Origin of the sequence: Vibrio coralliirubri (assembly GCF_024347375.1) — a bacterium.
In the GTDB taxonomy this organism is placed as follows: Bacteria; Pseudomonadota; Gammaproteobacteria; order Enterobacterales; family Vibrionaceae; genus Vibrio; species Vibrio coralliirubri.
Genome location: NZ_AP025471.1, coordinates 313,033 through 331,777 on the forward strand (window position 1 = coordinate 313,033; position 18,745 = coordinate 331,777).

Consider the following 18,745-nt stretch of genomic DNA (forward strand, 5'->3'; position numbering starts at 1 on the left):
AGTGCTTTGTTGTTTAACTTATTGTATTTAATTAATATTTAATTATCGTGAAGAAGTGGGTATCAAATCAGATAATGCTCTGTGACGATTTATAATATCGACGTGATGACGAGAGGGAATTTAGAGTAATGATTCTAGTTTGATGGAGTTTGACTTTGATTGTTAATTATTTGTTTAAGATTGTTTAACTACGAATGAATTCGCATGCAACAATAAGTTTGAGGGTGATTGGATTGAAAAAGCCACTCAAAGGTGAATATCAAGTGGCTTTGTTCCCGGAAACGTTTAAGACAATAACTCCGGAAGAAACAGTGATATGGCTGGAATAAAGGTGATTATCATTAAAGCCACGAGTAGAGCACCTATCCATCCTATTATGGCTCGAGACAAGGATTCAATGGGTATATTACCGACTTGGCTTGCCATAAAGAGGTTGGCGCCGAGTGGAGGCGTCACGAAGCCTATGGCCAAGTTCACGATCATGACGATACCAAAGTGAATTGGGTCCATTCCTAATGCTGTAACAATAGGCAACAGGATTGGGGTCAAGATAACAATCGCAGCGAGCGTTTCCATGAAGGTGCCAACAATCAGCAGCAATGCAGTGATACAAAGCAAAATAAGTAACTTGTTGTCAGTAATCGACAGGATGAACTGTGCGATTTCGGTTGGCAGGCGTTCAAGCGTTAGGATTCGACCAAAGGTGACCGAAGCGCCAACAATAACGAGTACGGCACCAACCAGTAGCGAGGATTCTAAAATGATCTTCACGACCTTTTTATAATCCAACTCTTTGTAAACAAACATGCCGAAAAACAAACCATACAACACACCGATAGCGGCTGATTCTGTTGGCGTGAAGATACCAGAGTAGATACCACCAAGAATGATGACAGGCAGTAACATTGCCCATATCGCTTCTTTTAATGCTGTAATTCGCTCCGGCCATGTCGCTTTTGTTTCGTTGCCTTTGTAGCCGCGAATTTTGGATACGATCAAACAGTAGCCGATTAACACTAAACCAACCACAAGCCCGGGTACGATTCCTGCCATGAACATTTTAGTGACGGATACTTCGGCGGTGATTGCGTAGACGATCATTACCACAGATGGTGGGATAATCACTCCAATGCCACCTGAAGAAGCAATAAGTGCGCCAGCAAAACTGCGGTCGTAGCCCTTTTTGACCATAGATGGAATCATTGTTAAGCCAATAGCCGCAACGGTTGCCGAGCCAGTACCAGAAATCGATGCGAAGAACATGCACGCTACGATTGCGACAATACCCAAACCACCAGTGAAGTGACCAAAGAAGACTTCAGCAACATGAAGAAGGCGTTTGGATATGCCGCCTTGGCTCATTAAGTTACCAGCAAGCGTGAATAACACGACAGCAAGAAGAGGGAATGAATCTAGCCCTGTGACTAACCCTTGAACTAAAAACTCAACGTTTAAGAAGGGGAGGCTCAATATAGCGAGCATGCTTGCGCCAGCAAGTGCTATCCCAACGGGAACCCCAATAAGAAGCAGTAATCCGAAACTACCAAATAACAAAGCAGAGGTCATAAGCTTAACTCCAACAAACGATTAGAAGTGCGATGTTTTGCTTTCAAGTGACGGTAACGATGCTGAGTGAGTCGAACGGGTTTTGGCGAGTAAGCAATGGTTGAAATACGCTTGTTGATACTGACCACTAAGCGAATGGAACTCAAGACGGCACACACAAGGACTGATGCGTATAAGCATGCGATTGGGATTTCCATTGCTGGCGCTATCTGGCCTAACTTTAAACTGCGCCCAATAACCTTGAAACCAAACCACGCCACAGTACAACTGAAAGCTAGATAAATAAGGTCTGAAAGGATCAAGCTGTAGTGGGTTAAGTTCCCCGGTAGTTTGTCGATGAATAGACGAATACGAATATGTCGGTCATCGCGAATACAGTAGCTGATGCTTAAGTACATTGCCCAAACGAAAAGATAGCGAGCGAGCTCTTCTGCCCATGCAATTGAGGCGTCGAATAGGCGCAATGTAATCTGTAAGCATAATAAAGCGGTCATTAACGAAATAGAGAACACAATAAGTGTTGGTTCGAAGTATCGGTCGAACAGGCGAAACCATTTCATACGTCACTCCTAGGAGATGTTAAAAAGGGCATTGAATGCCAGTGAATACACGACAGAATAGGCTTTAGGGCACTCGTTTATAGAATGCCCTTCAAGACCTGGGATAACGATGGTTAGATCGTTAAAATTATTTGTCGGTGACAGGTAATCGATGAAACGAGGCGCTATTTACAGATGCTCAATCTCAGTAATCACGCTATCGAATAGTTCTTCACCTGTTTTACTACGCAGTTCTTGGTAAACGGCGGCATTCATTTTTTCTTTCATCTGAGCTCGAACGTCGGTTGGTACCACATTCACTGTCATGCCTTTGGCTTCAAGCTCTTTAATGACTTCTTGGTTCTGCTTCGCCGCGAGATCACGCTGTACTGCAATGGTTTCTTGGCTCACTTCATTGATAAGAGTTTGTTGATCGCTCGGGAGAGAATCCCAGAACTCTTTATTCATGAATAGCACGTAGTTAGTGTAAATATGGTTAGTTAGCGATAAGTACTCTTGTGCTTCATAAAAACGCTCAGCGTAAATAGAGTAAACCGCGCTTTCTTGTGAATTGATTAAGCCTTGTTGTAGTGATGTGAAGATCTCACCCCAAGAAAGCGGTGTCGGTGCCGTACCTACCGATTTCCAAGCACTGATTTGTGTTGGGTTAGACGCTGAACGAATCTTTAAGCTGTTCAAGTCTTCAATGCTATTAATCGGTTGCTTGTTATTGGTGATGCTGCGGAAGCCAACTTCCATGAAACCTAAGCCATGAAAGCCTTTTGATTCCATTGAATTAAGAAGTGGTTTGCCGATCTTGTCGCTGTCCAATGCTTTGTGTGCTTGCGCTTCGTCTTCAAACAGGTAGAAGACATCAAGTACGTTGAACTCAGGTACGTAAGGTGAAAGTAACACCGATGCGCCAAACGTCATCTGTAAGTTACCTTGCTGAACAAGCTCTGTGGTTTCTCTTACATCGCCCAGTTGACGGGCAGGGTAGATTTCCACTTCAAGCTCTCCGTTAGAGCGAGATTCCAACTCTTTTTCGAAGTGAAGCATTGCTTTATGGACGGGTGATGTTTCTTGGCTGTCGTGAGCAAGGCGGATCACATTGCTTGCAAAGGTATTCATGCTAGACAGCGTTAAGCCGAGGGCAGTAATCGAGGTAAAGATTGCGCGTTTCATCGTTCTTCCTTGTTCATCACATGGCTTTTATGTGCATTCATTTGAGCCATGTTGTTCAGTGGGTTATTTATCCGCACTTCATATCCTAATTTTTGCATACGAATCCAAAATATAAACACACAACTAACAAGTCAATAACAAATCCATAAAAGTGATAAAGAAGTTAATTTGAATCGATGAAATTTTAGACAAGATCACAGAAAGAAGCCCTAACATGGTATTAGGGCTTCTACTCTAAACTGAATGGGTTTTATTGATGGGAAAATAGAGACTTTCGTAAGGCTGAGTGTAGGTAATGTCAGCCAACCCCTTTATTAACTTAATGATGTACTACCGCGTTCTATGATGGTGCCGGGTTCAAGTAGGTACTCGCCCTTCGCATCTTCATTGTCGTTAATCCGTTGCATCAAGTCTTCGACGGCACTTTTCACGATTTTATCGATAGGCTGGGCAATGGTGGTGAGGTCATAGCTTGGCCAAGCTGCCATGGGGATATCATCCACGCCCATAATTGCGAAGTCTTGTGGGATGTTACATCCAAGCTTTCTCAAACCATCCATAACTCCCATTGCAAGAATATCATTGGCACAGAATACGGCGTCAGGTTTTGATGTGTGTTCCATCAGCTCTTTGGCTGCTTCTAATCCTGCTTCAAAACTGTATTTTGCATTGATGAAGATAGGGGAGGCCGCTTCACGTGTTTTTGCGGTTTCAGAGAAGCCTAACCAACGCTTGTCGCTGGTCATTGAGCCTGCATCACCACTGACATAAGCCAGTTGTTTGTAGCCTTTATCAAGTAAATAATCAGCCGCTTGCGTGCCAGCTCGCTGGTTGTCTAAGCCAGCGCTATTCGCATTAATGCTTTCTGTATAACGGTTGATGAGGCTTAAGTGAACGCCAAACTTTTCACACTGTGCAAATGCTCGGGAGGTGAGACGGCTGGTGGCGATGATTAAACCATCAACTTGATACTCAATTGCACGTGAGATAGCGAGATCGAGGTCATCTTTGTCGATAGGGCAGAGTACAACTTGACCGCCACGCTTTTGAATTTCCATCGCGAGCGCACGAGATTGCAAGTCGTACATTGGGTTCGACTCACTATCGAGTGCGATAGCTACAAGTCCTGAGCGATTAGAAATCAAGCTACGAGCAATAGCATTGGGTGTATAGCCAAGCTTGGTAGCGGCATCCATCACCATTTTTCGCTTCTTCTCACTGATACTTGCAGTCGGGCTAAATGCCCGAGAAACGGTAGATTGAGATACGCCAAGCATCTTGGCGACATCAATAGAAGTAACTTTCGCTTTTATGGTGAATCTCCTTATAACGCGATAAATCCAAGCGCAACGTCATAGTCAATGAGTCTGGTTTGATAATTACAATACGTGTAACCGTTGAAATCACAAAGAAAAATTATGAATTCATGACGGCTTGCTCATTTCGAAAGCCATCAATGATCATTTTGTGTTCAGAGCCCACACAAAAGAAGGACACGCCAAGTTCTTTCCAGTCACGCGCAGCCTGAGCATTCGCGACGAACATACCTACAGGTTTGTTTGCTTTTTTAGCCGCCTCAATGATCTTGATGCTTGCTTCACGCACGCACTCTTCGTTAACGCTCGCTGCTCCGTAAGATACGGCTAAATCAACTTGTCCGATGAACAATGCATCAATGCCTTCCACTTTTGCAATAGATTCAGCATTTAACACCCCCTCAGGGTCTTCTATTTGCGCAATTACAACGGTGTTATTTTTGCTGTCTTCTAAGTGGTTGGCCATCGGTTTGGTCGCGTATTTTGCTGCTCGGCTTGAACCGGCATAACCTCGGCCGCCTTCACCGTAATGAGACATTTTCACCAGTTTTTCAGCTTGTCCTGCACTGCATACGTGTGGGATCTGAATACCAGTCGCCCCGCAATCTAGCGCATTCAATATGGTCGATGGGTGGCTGTCTTGGACTCGAACAACGCAAGGCAGTTGGTTGGCACGTGCAGCAAGTAGACAAGCATCCAGAGTCGAACGATCAAAAGGTGCATGTTCCGCGTCTAGCACAATGAAAGGGAGTTCTGCTAGCGCAAGCACTTCAATGATGTGTGGGTGAGGCGTTTTGACAAATGTGCCGAGCAGTTCTGCGTGGTTTAGTGTGTTTTTAAAGTTATCCATTTCTTTTATCTCTCCATTGCAAAGGTATGCAAAACTTAACATGTGTTGTTGTAAAAAAAGAGTAAAAACTATGTGATCAATGCAACATTATATGATTGTTTTTTGCGGTTAATGAATGCCGTGTTGATGGTGTTTTTGGTTAAAATTATTATTTAACAGAGGTTTATGTGGTTTTTGTTTGATTTTATCTTTGATTTGCCAAGTGTTAAAAAAATGTTTATGTTTACTTTGCATTCGTATCCAAAAGCATGCAAAAACAAAGAATAAACTCTGTTAAAACCAATAATCAGCAAACACTAGGCATACGCCACAAGGAGAATTACGCATGGCTCGCATTCTAAAACACGGCATCACTGAAGAAGCATCAGCATCAAACAACGCGCAAGTGCGCCAAACGGTAGAGAACATTCTTTCTGACATTGAAAAGAAAGGTGACAGTGCAGTACGTGAGCTTTCAGAAAAATTTGATAACTGGTCTCCGGAGCAGTTTCGCTTAACAGATGACCAAATTCAGGCATGTGTGGACGCATTGGACGAATCAACCAAACACGACATTGAATTTGCACAAACACAAGTTCGCAACTTCGCTCAAATCCAACGTGACTCAATGCACGATGTTGAAGTAGAAACCATGCCAGGTGTCGTACTGGGACACAAAAATGTTCCGGTAAACAGTGTTGGTTGCTACATCCCTGGTGGTAAGTACCCATTGGTTGCCTCTGCGCACATGAGTGTTCTTACTGCAAAAGTGGCTGGCGTGAAACGTGTTATAGCTTGTGCTCCTCCTTTTAACGGCCAACCAAATGTGGCGATTGTTGCTGCAATGGCGATGGCGGGTGCGGATGAGATTTACTGCTTTGGTGGCGTACAAGCCGTTGGTGCGATGGCGCTTGGTACTGAAACGATTGCTCCAGTAGATATGATCGTTGGTCCGGGTAACGCATTTGTAGCAGAAGCAAAACGTCAATTGTTTGGTCGTGTTGGTATCGACTTGTTCGCTGGTCCAACAGAAACATTGGTTATTGCTGACGAAGAGGGCTGTGACCCAGAATTAGCGGCAGCGGACTTACTTGGTCAAGCTGAGCACGGTTACAACTCTCCAGCGGTGTTGCTAACGAATAGCGAAACCTTTGCAGAAGAGACAGTTAAAGAAATTGAACGTCAGCTAACGATTCTTCCTACCGCTGAAGTAGCTGGTAAGGCTTGGGAAAACTACGGTCAGGTTATTGTTTGTGATAGCTACGAAGAGATGGTTGAAGTAGCAGATGACATTGCTTCTGAACACGTACAAGTCATGACAAAAGATCCTAAGTACTTCCTAGATAACATGACTAACTACGGCGCGTTGTTCTTAGGTCGTGAGACCAACGTTTCTTACGGTGACAAGTGCATCGGTACTAACCATACATTGCCAACGAATAAAGCTGCACGCTACACCGGTGGTCTGTGGGTTGGTAAATTTATTAAAACATGTACTTACCAACGCGTAACGGAATCAGCTTCGCTAAAAGTAGGTGAGTACTGTTCACGCCTATGTGCACTAGAAGGTTTCGCTGGCCACAAAGAGCAAGCAGACATTCGTGTACGTCGTTACAAAGAAAAATCGGTAGAGGCATAACATGACAAAACTCGCCTTAGTTACAGGCGGCAGTGGCGGCATTGGTGCCGCCATATGTCACAAGCTCGCGCAATCTGGTTACCGCGTTGTGTTTACCTACAACAGTAATGAAAGCGCAGCTCAAACAATCTTAGATACCTTACAAGGCTCAGGTCATGCAATGTATCAACTGAATGTTGAAGACAGCTCTGCGATTGGCGCATTAGCGGACCAAGTTAAAGAGTCGTCTGCTTCATTAGATTTGCTAGTGAACTGTGCAGGCATGACAAAGTTTGTCGCACACAATGACTTAACATCCTTGAATGATGAGTTGATAGACAAGATCTTCCGCGTCAATGTTCGTGCGCCATTCGCCATGGTTCGTGCTTTTGAACCTTTACTTCGTAGCGCTAAAGGTTGCGTGGTCAACATCACCTCAATTGCAGCGCAAACCGCAATGGGCAGTAACGTGGCTTACTGTGCGAGTAAATCTGCAGTCGAGAATATGACACGATCATTAGGTCGAGCATTGTCGCCTGACATTCGAGTGCTCGCTGTCGCGCCAGGCTTAGTGGATACCGAATTTGTCAAAGGGCTAGATGATGAATGGCGTAATGCACAAGAGCAATCAACACCACTAAAGCGATTAGCCAGTGATGAAGAGGTTGCCAACGCTGTTTATGCCGCTGCGGAACTACTGACATTTTCAACGGGTAATACCATCGCAGTGGATGGTGGCAGGCCGCTAGGTTAGGTAAGAAGGAATTTAGAATGACTCTACAAAATACAATAAATAATAATCTCGTTCGTTACATGGAGCTGATCCCGGGTACAAGTGCTTTCATTGATGCGCGTACTCCAGGAAGCGATCTAAAAGATAACTTCTGCATCATTGGTGCTGGTGTGGCTGAAAGCAGCCGTCAGCATGTTCATATTCGTGAAACCGCAGGTTTTAACATCGGTGCAGCTGGTCAGCCCCCTGGCATTAAGAACTCTCTGCACTCTCATCATACTGCCGAACTGTTCGTGGTCTTCAAAGGTCAGTTTAGATTCTATTGGGGTAACGAAGGTGAACATGAAGCGGTGCTTTCACACGGTGATGTCATCTCTATTCCGACCAATCTTTTTAGAGGCTTTGAGGTAGTAGGGCGTGATTACGGCTTTATGTACTCTGTTTTAGGTGGCGATAACTCTGGTGGTGGTGTGGTTTGGCACCCAAGCGTAATTACGGATAGCCAAGGTTACGGCTTATACCTAAAAGCAGACGGTACATTGGTTGATACCATTGACGGTGATGCTATTCCAAATGAGTCTGAGCTGATGCCTCTGTTAACGAGCGAAGAGTTGAGCAAATTTGATACTTACACGGCTGAACAGATGATGTCTTTTGTTGCGCTGAAAAAGGATTATCGAGAGGTTTCGGGTGATTTTGATAAGACGGGTGTTAAACAGTTTGCGTTAACAGGACACCCATCATCTGACTACGACTTCCAAGTTAAAAGCGTTGATGACGTCAGTATCATGGCTTATGAGTTGACTGAAGGTGCAAGCATCCCAGTACACAAACGCAGTGAGAAGCAGGTACTGATTAACTTTGAAGGTGATACATTGTTAAACATCGTTCAAGACGGTGAGCAGGCGCAAGTCTTGCTGACCACTGGCGATGTGTTCAGTGTTCCAGATGGCGCGTCATACAGCCTTGAAAACCTGAGAGGCACTAGCTTTACTTACGTTGTTCTTGGTTCTGATCAGCCACAAACTCTATAGGGTAACGAATGATGAAACCAGAAGTACCACTGTTATGGCTACCTGGTTTGTTGTGTGATGAAACGTTGTTCCAAGACGTCAATAAAGAGCTGCCCAATTGGGTGGCTCCTTTTACTTGTGATTTAGGAACGGAAACATCCATGCAAGCCTTAGCAAGTAAAGTCCTAGACAATGCCCCTGATAGTTTCGTGCTTGGAGGTTTATCTATGGGCGGAATTCTAGCGTTTGAAGTGTTTAGACAGGCACCACAACGCGTGAAAGGTTTGATCTTAATGGACACCAATGCCGCAGATGAAAAGCCAGAGGTATCGGAGAAAAGGAACGCTTTGGTCGATAAAGCAAAAGCAGGGGAGTTTGAGTCAATAACCTCTGATATTTTAATGCCAGTGCTTATCCATCCGAACCAGTTAGCGAACCAAGAACTGACTCAACGAATCACGCAAATGGCGAATAATATTGGCGTTGAAAGGTTTGAGGCTCACGCTCAAGCATTGGCGACTCGTCCTGACGCTAGAGCATTGCTGGCGGACATTCAGATTCCGACGTTGATCATCACAGGCAAAGATGACCTGTTATGTCCAATCGATAATCACCTGTTAATGGCAAAGCACATCAAACAGGTATCACTTCATGTCATTCCTGATTGTGGGCATCTTTCAACAATGGAGCAGCCTAAGGTGGTCGCGCAGCATATTCGTAGCTGGTTTGAAGCCAGTCAGCTGTGATTCTTAATAGTGAGTTGGCGAAGTCACCTTTCATGTCGAGTATGCAATATAAAGTGCAGTGCGCTTTATATTGCAATTGCCACTGCACTTAAACACTAAAAGCCAACTTTAATTTATAAGCTGCTTACTACCTGATTCGCCACAAACTCTACAAACCTACCCCTGAGTTGGTTTTCACTCTCTCCATTCCATATCAACCCGACAGGCCAAGTCGCGTGTTCACCTTCTAACTCAATGAATTCCACATCGGTGTTACTAATGTACTGCGCACTGCTGGGTACTATGGTGAAACCGATATTGGCCGAAACCAACGCCAGTAGGGTGAGGATATCATCGGCTTCTTGTGTCTTAGATAAGTCGATTTTATTGGCAAGACAATATTGTTGAATCTGTCTGTCTAATCCGGGGCCGCGATGTTGGGCGAGCTTTAAATAAGGCCATTTCGATAACTTAGAGAGAACCTGATCGTTACCTGGCGCTTGTTTGAGAAGGTCTTTGTGTACCGCAATCACAAGCGAATCATTGAATAGGGTTAGACTTTCTAAACCCAAAGAGTTAGGTATCCGATTGAAGCTGATATCGAGATCATGGCTCAATAACTCGTCGGTCTGCTGCTTAGACGGTGTGTCATTTAAAGTGACATGAACGTCTGGGTATTGCTGTTTATAAGCCGCAATCAGCTTGGGCGCTTCATGATAAGTGGACACGCCAAAGCCTATGTTCAAATGTCCCTGAGTTCCTTTCACCACAGAGCCTGAAAGCTGCTCAAACGCCTGCATTGAATGAACCAAACGTTGGGCTTCTGTCAGTAATGTTTTTCCTGCGTGCGTCAGTTCGGCGCCATTTCTGCCACGAGAGAATAGACTCGTCCCAATGTTGGATTCAAGTCGTTGAATCTTTTTGGTAAGAGCTGACTGAGTGATGTAGAGCTGCTCTGATGCCAGACGATAATTGCCCGATTTAGCTAACTGACAAAATGCCTTCAGTAAATCAAATTCCATTCCAAATGCTCATTGAACTATGAATATCTTTCATTATATGGAATTGAATCGATTTTTTATACTGAGTCCAGAGCAAATCAGAAAAAGCGAAGTTTGAGGACAAATCATGAAGAGAGATATTAAAGTAGCGTCGGTTCAATTCAACCACCATGCAGGTGACAAGGCGTATAACCTATCTGTGATAGAAGAATATGTTCGACAAGCTTCGGAGAGTGGTGTGGAGATCATCAGCTTCCCGGAGATGTGCATCACTGGCTACTGGCATGTGTCTGCTTTGGCGCGAGATGAAATTGAAGCGCTAGCGGAACCTGTGCCGAGTGGTGAATCGACTCAAAAGCTGATTGCACTGGCAACACAGTTTGGAATCAGTGTTGGGGCTGGCTTGATAGAGCAGGGTGTGGATGGCGAGTTTTACAACACCTACGTTTTCGCCATGCCTAATGGTGAAGTTCAGAAACACCGTAAACTGCACACCTTTGTCAGCCCTCATATGAGTAGCGGCGACCAATACACGGTGTTCGATACGCCGCATGGATGCAAAGTTGGTATCTTGATTTGTTGGGATAACAACTTGGTTGAGAACGTTCGAATCACCGCGCTGAAAGGCGCCGATATCTTGATTGCGCCGCACCAAACGGGCGGTTGTCAGTCACGTAGCCCCAATGCGATGAAGCGAATTGACCCAGATTTATGGTTTAACCGAGATGAAAACCCAGAGGCGATTCGTGCTGAAATGCAGGGTAAAAATGGGCGCGAATGGCTAATGCGTTGGTTGCCTGCAAGAGCACACGATAACGGTATGTTTGTGGTGTTCAGCAATGGTGTCGGTGTTGATATGGATGAAGTGAGAACAGGCAATGCGATGATCTTAAGCCCTTATGGGGAAATCATCACCGAGACGGACAGCGTTGATGACGATATGGTGATTGCGAATTTGAAAGCGCAAGAGCTAGAGATGTGTACCGGCAGACGTTGGATTCGTGGTCGTAAGCCTGAGCTGTACCATTCACTGACGCAGCCTCTTGGTCATGAGCTTGACCCGCACCAAGCGCGCTTTGCAGATAAGTAATGTTGTAAGTTCGGGAGAAAAAGGATGTATTAGTAGCGGTTAAAAGGGTGGGGAAGTTGAAAGAGAAGTGAGGGCTCCTGATGTAGTCTACCCACTTAAATCATGTTTAAGTGGGTAGACTATTTACACATCAAGCACTAAGTACTAAGCATCTAAGTTCTATTCTCAGTGTCTTGTGTGAGAAGAAGTTAGCTCTGATGCACGCAACTGAGCAACGGCTTTCGCCAATTCTAGCTGAGCTTGTGCAAAGTTAATGTCTATGTTGCCCTTGTTGATGTTCTCTAGAGCGGCATATTTCGCTTCTTCTGCGCGAGCGCGGTCAATGTCTTTACCATGCAAGGCCGTGTCGGCTAATAACGTAACCACATCCGGCTGAACTTCCAGCATCCCACCAGAAACATACAACACTTGGCCTTCTGATTTAGGATCTGTCACAAACACGGTTACGCCCGGTTTGATCTTACTGAGAAGCGGGGAGTGACCGGGGCGAATCCCCAGTTCACCATCAGCGCCAGAAACGGCTAGGGCATACGCTGGACCTGAAAACAGCGTACCTTCCGCACTTACAATATTAAGTTGAAATGTATTATCTGTAATTCCGATAGCCATGGTGCACCTACCTCTTAGAGTGATTTTGCTTTGTTAAGCACTTCGTCGATAGAGCCACAGTACAAGAACGCTTGCTCTGGGATATCGTCATATTCACCGCTTAACAGACCTTTAAAGCCTCTTAGTGTTTCGCTTAGCGGTACAAAGACACCTTTCTGACCGGTAAACACTTCGGCTACGTGGTAAGGCTGCGTTAAGAAACGTTCAATCTTACGAGCACGAGATACGGTCTGTTTGTCTTCAGTAGACAGCTCATCCATACCAAGAATCGCGATGATGTCTTTTAGCTCTTTGTAGCGTTGCAGCGTTGTTTGTACTTTTTGTGCAATGTCGTAGTGCTCTTGACCAACCACAAGCGGGTCCAACTGGCGAGAGGTTGAATCCAATGGATCAATCGCAGGGTAGAGGCCCAATGCCGCGATATTACGAGACAGTACAACGGTCGCATCTAAGTGAGCAAAGGTTGTTGCTGGTGATGGATCGGTCAAGTCATCCGCAGGTACGTACACCGCTTGGATAGATGTGATAGAGCCTTGTCTAGTCGAAGTGATACGCTCTTGAAGCACACCCATCTCTTCAGCCAGTGTTGGTTGGTAACCTACTGCTGAAGGCATACGACCTAGCAGAGCTGATACCTCAGTCCCGGCAAGCGTGTAACGGTAAATGTTATCAATGAACAACAGTACGTCACGACCTTCATCACGGAAGCGCTCAGCCATAGTCAGGCCTGTAAGTGCTACACGTAGACGGTTTCCCGGTGGCTCGTTCATTTGGCCGTAAACCATGGCTACTTTGTCTAGTACACCCGCTTCTTTCATCTCGTAGTAGAAGTCGTTACCTTCACGAGTACGCTCACCTACACCAGTAAATACAGAAAGACCTGAGTGGGCTTTGGCGATGTTGTTGATAAGCTCCATCATGTTGACGGTTTTACCTACGCCAGCACCACCGAACAGACCAATTTTACCACCCTTAGCGAATGGACAGATAAGGTCGATAACCTTAACGCCGGTTTCTAAAAGCTCAGTGCTGTTTGCTTGTTCTTCATAAGAAGGAGCTTCACGGTGAATCTCGTAGTTTTCTTTCTGACCGATTTCACCACACTCATCGATAGGTTGACCAAGCACGTTCATGATACGGCCTAGTGTTTCTTCACCCACAGGAACCGTGATTGGAGAGCCTGTGTTTTCAACCGTTAGGCCACGGCGTAAGCCATCTGAAGTACCCATTGCAATACAACGAACGATATTGCTACCCAGTTGTTGCTGAACTTCCAATACTAACGAGCTTGCTTCGTCGCTAGTCACTTTCAATGCATCATAAACGCGTGGGCTGTTGCCGCCGCTGAACTCAACGTCAACCACCGCGCCGATTACTTTAACTATTTTTCCAACACTCATTCTTAAATCCTCAAATTCTGTTCTTGACCCAGTCTTTTCTAGCCCTAGACAGCTTGGGCACCTGAGACTATTTCACTCAGCTCTTGGGTAATGGCAGCCTGACGCGCCTTGTTGTAGACCAACTGCAAGTCATCAATGAGTTGGCCTGCGTTATCAGTCGCCGCTTTCATAGCGACCATTCGGGCTGCTTGCTCACAGGCAATGCTCTCAACAATGCCTTGATACACTTGCGATTCGATGTATCGATGTAACAGTTCTGAGAGTATGTCTTTGGGTGCTTGCTCATAGATGTAGTCCCAACGACGTGCTTTTTTAGGCTCACCACCTTCCTCAGAATCCGAAGGGTGGGGGAGCAACTGCAAGGTCGTTGGCGCTTGAACCATGGTGTTGACGAACTGGTTGTAAACGAGATACAAGCTATCGATCTTGCCTTCGTCGTAATGACCGAGCATCGCGTTCACTGTACCTAAGATGTCTTCTAACTTAGGGGTATCGCCAAGACCTGACGTTTGTGCAATAACGTTGCCGCCGCGTTGGAAGAACGAGATAGCCTTAGATCCCACTAAGGTTGTTTCTACCTCGACTCCCTTGGTGCGCCATTGCTCCATTTCTTCTAACACTTTCTTGAACAAGTTTGAGTTCAAGCCACCACACAAGCCGCGATCGGACGAGATAATGATGTAAGCGACACGCTTAGGTTCACGCTGTTGCAGGTAAGGGTGCTGGTACTCCAGTGAACCCGATGCAACATGAGAGATAACTTTTTGCATGTTCTCTGCGTAGGGCCGAGTTAGCGTCATGTTGTCTTGAACCTTGCGCATCTTACTTGCTGCAACCATTTCCATTGCGCTAGTGATTTTTTGAGTGTTACTAACACTGGCTATCTTGGTGCGAATTTCTTTAGTACTTGCCATAATCTGCTCCTATTTGTTTTGATTTCCAGCTAACAAACCGGAGCACTTACCAAGCTTTCATCCCAACAAAACCTTCTAGGATCTCTTTAAGAGCGCCATCGATTTCGTCGTTGTAATCGCCTGTCGCGTTGATTTTTTCGAACAGCGCAGGGTTCTGACCTTTGGCGTAAGCAATCAGCTCTTCTTCAAAACGGGCAATGTTGCTTAGCTCAACACCGACCAAGTAGCCTTTCTCTGCCGCGTAGATAACCGTTGCTTGCTCAGCGACTGACATAGGAGAGTATTGTTTTTGCTTCATTAGTTCGGTAACACGCTCACCATGGTCTAGCTGTTTGCGCGTCATCTCATCTAAGTCAGAAGAGAATTGAGCAAAGGCCGCCAGCTCGCGATATTGAGCTAATGAAGTACGGATACCACCAGACAGTTTCTTGATGATCTTGCACTGCGCCGCACCACCCACACGAGATACCGAGATACCTGGGTCGACTGCAGGACGTAAGCCTGAGTTAAACAGTTGGGTTTGAAGGAAAACCTGACCATCGGTGATTGAGATTACGTTGGTTGGTACAAACGCTGATACGTCACCCGCTTGAGTTTCAATGATAGGAAGCGCTGTTAATGAGCCAGTTTGACCTTTCACTTCACCGTTAGTGAACTTCTCTACATACTCTGCATTCACTCGTGCTGCACGTTCTAGTAGGCGTGAGTGAAGGTAGAATACGTCGCCAGGGAAGGCTTCACGACCCGGTGGGCGTTTCAGTAGCAACGAGATTTGACGGTAAGCAACGGCTTGTTTTGATAGGTCATCATAGATGATCAGCGCATCTTCACCGCGGTCACGGAAGTATTCACCCATGGTGCAACCCGCATAAGGGGCTAGGTATTGAAGCGCTGCAGACTCTGATGCTGACGCCACAACGACGATGGTGTTCTTAAGCGCATCGTGGTCTTCGAGTTTACGAACCACGTTAGCGATAGTGGAGGCTTTTTGGCCAATCGCTACATACACACATTTGATGCCAGAATCTTTCTGATTGATTATCGCATCGATAGCTAACGCTGTTTTACCCGTCTGACGGTCACCGATGATAAGTTCACGTTGACCACGACCGATTGGCACCATGGTATCAACCGCTTTGTAGCCAGTTTGAATAGGTTGGTCAACAGACTTACGTTCGATTACACCGGGTGCAATCACTTCTACAGGGTCGAGTCGGTCACAACTCACTGGGCCTTTGCCATCGATTGGCTCGCCTAATGTGTTCACGACACGGCCAAGAAGTCCGTTACCTACAGGTACTTCTAAGATACGACCTGTACCTTTCACTTTCATACCTTCAGAGAGGTCAGTGTAGGGGCCCATAACCACCGCACCTACTGAGTGGGTATCGAGGTTAAGTGCGAGTGCGTACTTGCCACCTGGTAGCTCAATCATCTCGCCTTGCATAACATCAGCAAGGCCATTGATTGTGATGATTCCATCACGAACCGATACGATAGTGCCTTCGTTGCGAGCCTCGGTGCTCACATTAAATTTCGAGATGCGTTCTTTGATTAGATCGCTGATTTCATTTGAATTTAATTGCATAATTGTTACCTATCTCGCGTGAAGTTGATGAGCCAATCGGTCAATTGATGTGTTTAAAGAACCATCGATAACGGTTTCACCCGCCTTGATGACTATTCCACCCACTAACGTGTCATCAATAACCTGCTTCATTTCAACCTGACGCTCTAATTTCTTCTCAAGTGCAGCTGTTAGTGACGTAACTTGATCTTGTGTCAGCATTTCTGAACTGGTGACAGTGACAGGCACTACACGTTCATGTTCGTCCTTTAGCTCGCAGAACAATTCAAACAGGTCTCTTACAACAGAAAGGCGGCCGTTCTCGGCCAAGACTCGAATAAGATTAATGACGTGGTCATCAACGAGTCCTTGGCAAATATGAATGATGAGGTTTGCCAGCTCTTCTGTTTGGTGTGTAGAAGCACCTTCTGCTGAAGAAATCTGACTAGCGATCGTTTCATCTTCCGCGACAGCCACAAGAATGGACAGCATTGAGTGCCACTCTTGTAACTGGTTTTTACCTAAAGCAAATTCAAACGATGCTTTGGCGTAGGGATGAGCAATATTGGTGTAATCTGACATATTGCTTCTCCTTAGAGTTCGCTAATCATTTGGTCAACTAGCGCTCGGTTCGTTGCGGAATCTAGGTTTTTGCTAATCAGTTTCTGTGCACTTTGAATTACTGCGTCTGCCATATCTGCCTGAAGTTCACGGCGTATCTTTTGGCGTTCGCCTTCTAGCTCAGCTCTACCTTGTTCTAAGATGCGTGCCTTTTCTTGCTCGGCTTCTTGTTGCGCTAAGCTGATGATTTCATTGCGGCGTTTTCGGCCTTGTTCAACCAGTTCAGTCACATCTTTTCTTGCATCTTCGATGAGTTGCGCGCCATTTGATTTTGCTAGTTCTAGCTCTTTCGCAGCGTTCTCTGAGTGGCGTAAACCATCAGCGATTTCTTTTTGGCGCTCGTCTAACATCGCGGTGAGAGGGGGCCATACATATTTCATGCAGAGCCAAACAAAAATCACGAATGAGATTGCTTGTCCAAACATGCTTGCATTTAAGTTCATACCTTCCTCACTAAATCTTGATTATGTATAAATCGATCTTTCAAAGCGGTTTGATTAAGCCACGGCGAAGATGATGTATAGACCGATACCAACACCGATCATCGGTACTGCATCCACAAGACCCATCATGATGAAGAATTGAGTACGGAGCATTGGAGTAAGGTCCGGTTGACGCGCAACACCTTCAAGGTATTTACCTGCTAAGTTACCAATACCAGATGCTGCACCTGCTGCACCTAAACCGATCAGTAATGCACCTGCTACATATAAAACTGCGCTTACGATATCCATTTGTATCTCCGAAAATAATTTGTTAGTTAATTTTTTAGTTATTAATTAGTGGTGTTCTTCTGTTGCCATTCCTAAATAAACAACGGTCAGCACCATAAATATAAATGCTTGTAAGAATACGATTAATATGTGGAATAAGGCCCAAGGTACACTTAGTGCCCACTGCATCCACCAAGGCATTAGTGCAATAAGGATGAATATCATCTCGCCTGCATACATATTTCCGAATAATCGTAAGCCTAGTGATATTGGCTTTGAAATTAATGTTATTAATTCAAGAACTAAGTTAACAGGATATAAAAGAGGGTTATCAAATGGCTGAGTAGTTAGCTCTTTGATAAAGCCTTTCAAACCTTTATTTTTAAATGTATAGGTTAACAGTAGAATAAACACACCGAGTGCCATCGACATTGGTATATTTACGTCTGCCGTTGGTAGGTCTCTAAAGTGCTCTAGACCTACAGCTCGAGTTAACCCCGGAACTAAATCAATGGGTAATAGGTCGACTGCATTCATTAACAACACCCAAACAAAAGTGGTTAATGCCAGTGGTCCTATTAATTTATCTTCCGCTTGAAAAATCTCTTTGACGAGATTATTAACAAAGTCAAAGACAAGCTCGATAAAACATTGAAAACGACCTGGAACGCCGCTAGTGCCACGAGTGGCTACATACCGAAATGCACCGATGAAAAGTAAACCTGTAATCCAAGATACCAACATCGAGTCAATGTTAAACGCCCAGAAACCATCACCTGTAGTTAAGAAGGTTAAGTGATGCTCTATGTATTCGTGAGCGGTAGTTACTTGATCCATACTACGCGTACTCCGATCTATTAGAGGCGGTAATAAATGGTGTTAAGAAGTATCCAACCATAGTAAAGATGTACGCATATAATATTACTGGGTTATCCAATTTGAAGAACTGGAACGCCAAGATAAACATCAAAAACGTATATGTTATTTTTACGACACGACTCATTTGCATTAAGTCACGTAAACTATAATTAGGATTCTTACGCACCTTTAGGCTTGCATATATGAATCCAAACAGCGGTGGCAACATTGCAATTACGATGCCCAAAGCTGATGATTCCATATCTACTTTATTACCAAAAAACACTTCATATAAAACTACACCGATGGCTAATACTATTTGGCAGAGAACAACTCTTTTAGCGGCAACAAGGATGTCGCTACTAATCCCATTAAGCCTCATAATAAAACCTTATGCTAAACAGTGTAAGTTAATATAAAACACAGTTTAAATTTAACTTGTTACTAC

20 protein-coding genes are annotated in these 18,745 nt (G+C 44.9%); 5 read left to right on the plus strand and 15 right to left on the minus strand.

The features are described 5' to 3' along the window. Positions 1 to 285 precede the first annotated feature (285 nt). The 5 genes from OCV20_RS18025 to OCV20_RS18045 form a co-directional block, all read right to left on the minus strand. Positions 286 to 1,566 carry a TRAP transporter large permease gene (locus OCV20_RS18025; RefSeq protein ID WP_050643927.1) on the minus strand — a complete coding sequence of 427 codons (1,281 nt, stop codon included), beginning with the start codon at positions 1,564 to 1,566 and terminating at the stop codon, positions 286 to 288. Then, positions 1,563 to 2,126, minus strand: a complete 564-nt coding sequence (locus OCV20_RS18030; protein ID WP_086774247.1) for a TRAP transporter small permease — start codon at positions 2,124 to 2,126, stop codon at positions 1,563 to 1,565. Before OCV20_RS18030 ends, OCV20_RS18025 begins: the two co-directional genes overlap by 4 nt. 168 nt (positions 2,127 to 2,294) lie before the next feature. Next, entirely contained in the window at positions 2,295 to 3,290 is a 996-nt protein-coding gene (locus OCV20_RS18035; RefSeq protein ID WP_086774248.1) for a TRAP transporter substrate-binding protein, read from the minus strand. Between the two features lie 314 nt (positions 3,291 to 3,604). Next, positions 3,605 to 4,567, minus strand: coding sequence for a LacI family DNA-binding transcriptional regulator (locus OCV20_RS18040; RefSeq protein ID WP_086774249.1), 963 nt, complete (start codon positions 4,565 to 4,567; stop codon positions 3,605 to 3,607). A 139-nt stretch (positions 4,568 to 4,706) separates the two neighbouring features. Further along, a complete protein-coding gene (locus OCV20_RS18045; RefSeq protein ID WP_086774250.1) occupies positions 4,707 to 5,456 on the minus strand; it encodes an HpcH/HpaI aldolase family protein in 750 nt (249 codons plus the stop codon). Between the two features lie 325 nt (positions 5,457 to 5,781). Here OCV20_RS18045 and hisD point away from each other — a divergent pair, with 325 nt between their 5' ends. Genes hisD through OCV20_RS18065 form a run of 4 tightly spaced genes read left to right on the plus strand, consistent with a single transcriptional unit; the run spans position 5,782 to position 9,545 of the window. Continuing rightward, positions 5,782 to 7,074 carry a histidinol dehydrogenase gene (gene hisD, locus OCV20_RS18050; protein ID WP_086774251.1) on the plus strand — a complete coding sequence of 431 codons (1,293 nt, stop codon included), beginning with the start codon at positions 5,782 to 5,784 and terminating at the stop codon, positions 7,072 to 7,074. Position 7,075: 1 nt separating this feature from the next. Then, entirely contained in the window at positions 7,076 to 7,807 is a 732-nt protein-coding gene (locus OCV20_RS18055) for an SDR family NAD(P)-dependent oxidoreductase (RefSeq protein WP_086774252.1), read from the plus strand. Between the two features lie 17 nt (positions 7,808 to 7,824). Continuing rightward, positions 7,825 to 8,820 carry a cupin domain-containing protein gene (locus OCV20_RS18060; RefSeq protein WP_086774253.1) on the plus strand — a complete coding sequence of 332 codons (996 nt, stop codon included), beginning with the start codon at positions 7,825 to 7,827 and terminating at the stop codon, positions 8,818 to 8,820. 11 nt (positions 8,821 to 8,831) lie between these two features. Then, positions 8,832 to 9,545: an alpha/beta fold hydrolase gene (locus tag OCV20_RS18065; protein WP_414503107.1), complete on the plus strand. Its 714-nt coding sequence runs from the start codon at positions 8,832 to 8,834 to the stop codon at positions 9,543 to 9,545. 113 nt (positions 9,546 to 9,658) lie between these two features. Here the strand turns inward: OCV20_RS18065 and OCV20_RS18070 are convergent, their stop codons facing one another. Further along, the gene (locus OCV20_RS18070) at positions 9,659 to 10,546 is read right to left on the minus strand and encodes a LysR family transcriptional regulator (RefSeq protein WP_086774255.1); all 888 of its coding nucleotides are present in this window, start codon (positions 10,544 to 10,546) and stop codon (positions 9,659 to 9,661) included. A gap of 106 nt (positions 10,547 to 10,652) precedes the next feature. Between OCV20_RS18070 and OCV20_RS18075 the strand changes: the two genes are divergently transcribed. Next, complete coding sequence (locus tag OCV20_RS18075; RefSeq protein WP_086774256.1) at positions 10,653 to 11,615, plus strand: nitrilase family protein; 963 nt, start codon at positions 10,653 to 10,655, stop codon at positions 11,613 to 11,615. 165 nt (positions 11,616 to 11,780) lie between these two features. Here the strand turns inward: OCV20_RS18075 and OCV20_RS18080 are convergent, their stop codons facing one another. From OCV20_RS18080 to OCV20_RS18120, 9 genes are read right to left on the minus strand one after another with little or no spacing between them, the layout of a single operon-like run. Beyond that, positions 11,781 to 12,224 carry a F0F1 ATP synthase subunit epsilon gene (locus tag OCV20_RS18080; RefSeq protein WP_017060844.1) on the minus strand — a complete coding sequence of 148 codons (444 nt, stop codon included), beginning with the start codon at positions 12,222 to 12,224 and terminating at the stop codon, positions 11,781 to 11,783. 14 nt (positions 12,225 to 12,238) lie between these two features. Continuing rightward, positions 12,239 to 13,624 (minus strand): F0F1 ATP synthase subunit beta, encoded by a 1,386-nt coding sequence (gene atpD, locus OCV20_RS18085; protein WP_019820615.1) that lies wholly within the window; start codon positions 13,622 to 13,624, stop codon positions 12,239 to 12,241. A 44-nt stretch (positions 13,625 to 13,668) separates the two neighbouring features. Continuing rightward, positions 13,669 to 14,538, minus strand: a complete 870-nt coding sequence (atpG, locus tag OCV20_RS18090; protein WP_086774257.1) for a F0F1 ATP synthase subunit gamma — start codon at positions 14,536 to 14,538, stop codon at positions 13,669 to 13,671. A 46-nt stretch (positions 14,539 to 14,584) separates the two neighbouring features. After that, positions 14,585 to 16,126, minus strand: a complete 1,542-nt coding sequence (atpA, locus tag OCV20_RS18095; RefSeq protein ID WP_048608585.1) for a F0F1 ATP synthase subunit alpha — start codon at positions 16,124 to 16,126, stop codon at positions 14,585 to 14,587. A gap of 9 nt (positions 16,127 to 16,135) precedes the next feature. Further along, positions 16,136 to 16,687 carry a F0F1 ATP synthase subunit delta gene (locus OCV20_RS18100; protein WP_086774258.1) on the minus strand — a complete coding sequence of 184 codons (552 nt, stop codon included), beginning with the start codon at positions 16,685 to 16,687 and terminating at the stop codon, positions 16,136 to 16,138. Between the two features lie 11 nt (positions 16,688 to 16,698). Continuing rightward, the gene (locus OCV20_RS18105) at positions 16,699 to 17,169 is read right to left on the minus strand and encodes a F0F1 ATP synthase subunit B (protein ID WP_017060839.1); all 471 of its coding nucleotides are present in this window, start codon (positions 17,167 to 17,169) and stop codon (positions 16,699 to 16,701) included. Positions 17,170 to 17,223: 54 nt separating this feature from the next. Then, positions 17,224 to 17,460, minus strand: coding sequence for a F0F1 ATP synthase subunit C (atpE, locus tag OCV20_RS18110; RefSeq protein ID WP_004730405.1), 237 nt, complete (start codon positions 17,458 to 17,460; stop codon positions 17,224 to 17,226). 45 nt (positions 17,461 to 17,505) lie between these two features. After that, a complete protein-coding gene (gene atpB / locus OCV20_RS18115; RefSeq protein WP_048613381.1) occupies positions 17,506 to 18,276 on the minus strand; it encodes a F0F1 ATP synthase subunit A in 771 nt (256 codons plus the stop codon). A 1-nt stretch (position 18,277) separates the two neighbouring features. Continuing rightward, a complete protein-coding gene (locus tag OCV20_RS18120) occupies positions 18,278 to 18,679 on the minus strand; it encodes an ATP synthase subunit I (protein WP_048608582.1) in 402 nt (133 codons plus the stop codon). Between the last annotated feature and the right edge of the window lie 66 nt (positions 18,680 to 18,745).

What these genes read in the sequence shown, in the direction of transcription:
- atpA (WP_048608585.1), bottom strand. Translation starts at nt 16,126, where the DNA reads ATGCAATTAAATTCAAATGAAATCAGCGATCTAATCAAAGAACGCATC.
- OCV20_RS18035 (WP_086774248.1), bottom strand. Translation starts at nt 3,290, where the DNA reads ATGAAACGCGCAATCTTTACCTCGATTACTGCCCTCGGCTTAACGCTG.
- atpE (WP_004730405.1), bottom strand. Translation starts at nt 17,460, where the DNA reads ATGGATATCGTAAGCGCAGTTTTATATGTAGCAGGTGCATTACTGATC.
- OCV20_RS18075 (WP_086774256.1), top strand. Translation starts at nt 10,653, where the DNA reads ATGAAGAGAGATATTAAAGTAGCGTCGGTTCAATTCAACCACCATGCA.
- OCV20_RS18105 (WP_017060839.1), bottom strand. Translation starts at nt 17,169, where the DNA reads ATGAACTTAAATGCAAGCATGTTTGGACAAGCAATCTCATTCGTGATT.
- OCV20_RS18080 (WP_017060844.1), bottom strand. Translation starts at nt 12,224, where the DNA reads ATGGCTATCGGAATTACAGATAATACATTTCAACTTAATATTGTAAGT.
- OCV20_RS18065 (WP_414503107.1), top strand. Translation starts at nt 8,832, where the DNA reads ATGAAACCAGAAGTACCACTGTTATGGCTACCTGGTTTGTTGTGTGAT.
- atpB (WP_048613381.1), bottom strand. Translation starts at nt 18,276, where the DNA reads ATGGATCAAGTAACTACCGCTCACGAATACATAGAGCATCACTTAACC.
- OCV20_RS18045 (WP_086774250.1), bottom strand. Translation starts at nt 5,456, where the DNA reads ATGGATAACTTTAAAAACACACTAAACCACGCAGAACTGCTCGGCACA.
- OCV20_RS18100 (WP_086774258.1), bottom strand. Translation starts at nt 16,687, where the DNA reads ATGTCAGATTACACCAATATTGCTCATCCCTACGCCAAAGCATCGTTT.
- OCV20_RS18030 (WP_086774247.1), bottom strand. Translation starts at nt 2,126, where the DNA reads ATGAAATGGTTTCGCCTGTTCGACCGATACTTCGAACCAACACTTATT.
- atpG (WP_086774257.1), bottom strand. Translation starts at nt 14,538, where the DNA reads ATGGCAAGTACTAAAGAAATTCGCACCAAGATAGCCAGTGTTAGTAAC.
- OCV20_RS18040 (WP_086774249.1), bottom strand. Translation starts at nt 4,567, where the DNA reads ATGCTTGGCGTATCTCAATCTACCGTTTCTCGGGCATTTAGCCCGACT.
- OCV20_RS18055 (WP_086774252.1), top strand. Translation starts at nt 7,076, where the DNA reads ATGACAAAACTCGCCTTAGTTACAGGCGGCAGTGGCGGCATTGGTGCC.
- OCV20_RS18060 (WP_086774253.1), top strand. Translation starts at nt 7,825, where the DNA reads ATGACTCTACAAAATACAATAAATAATAATCTCGTTCGTTACATGGAG.
- OCV20_RS18025 (WP_050643927.1), bottom strand. Translation starts at nt 1,566, where the DNA reads ATGACCTCTGCTTTGTTATTTGGTAGTTTCGGATTACTGCTTCTTATT.
- hisD (WP_086774251.1), top strand. Translation starts at nt 5,782, where the DNA reads ATGGCTCGCATTCTAAAACACGGCATCACTGAAGAAGCATCAGCATCA.
- OCV20_RS18120 (WP_048608582.1), bottom strand. Translation starts at nt 18,679, where the DNA reads ATGAGGCTTAATGGGATTAGTAGCGACATCCTTGTTGCCGCTAAAAGA.
- atpD (WP_019820615.1), bottom strand. Translation starts at nt 13,624, where the DNA reads ATGAGTGTTGGAAAAATAGTTAAAGTAATCGGCGCGGTGGTTGACGTT.
- OCV20_RS18070 (WP_086774255.1), bottom strand. Translation starts at nt 10,546, where the DNA reads ATGGAATTTGATTTACTGAAGGCATTTTGTCAGTTAGCTAAATCGGGC.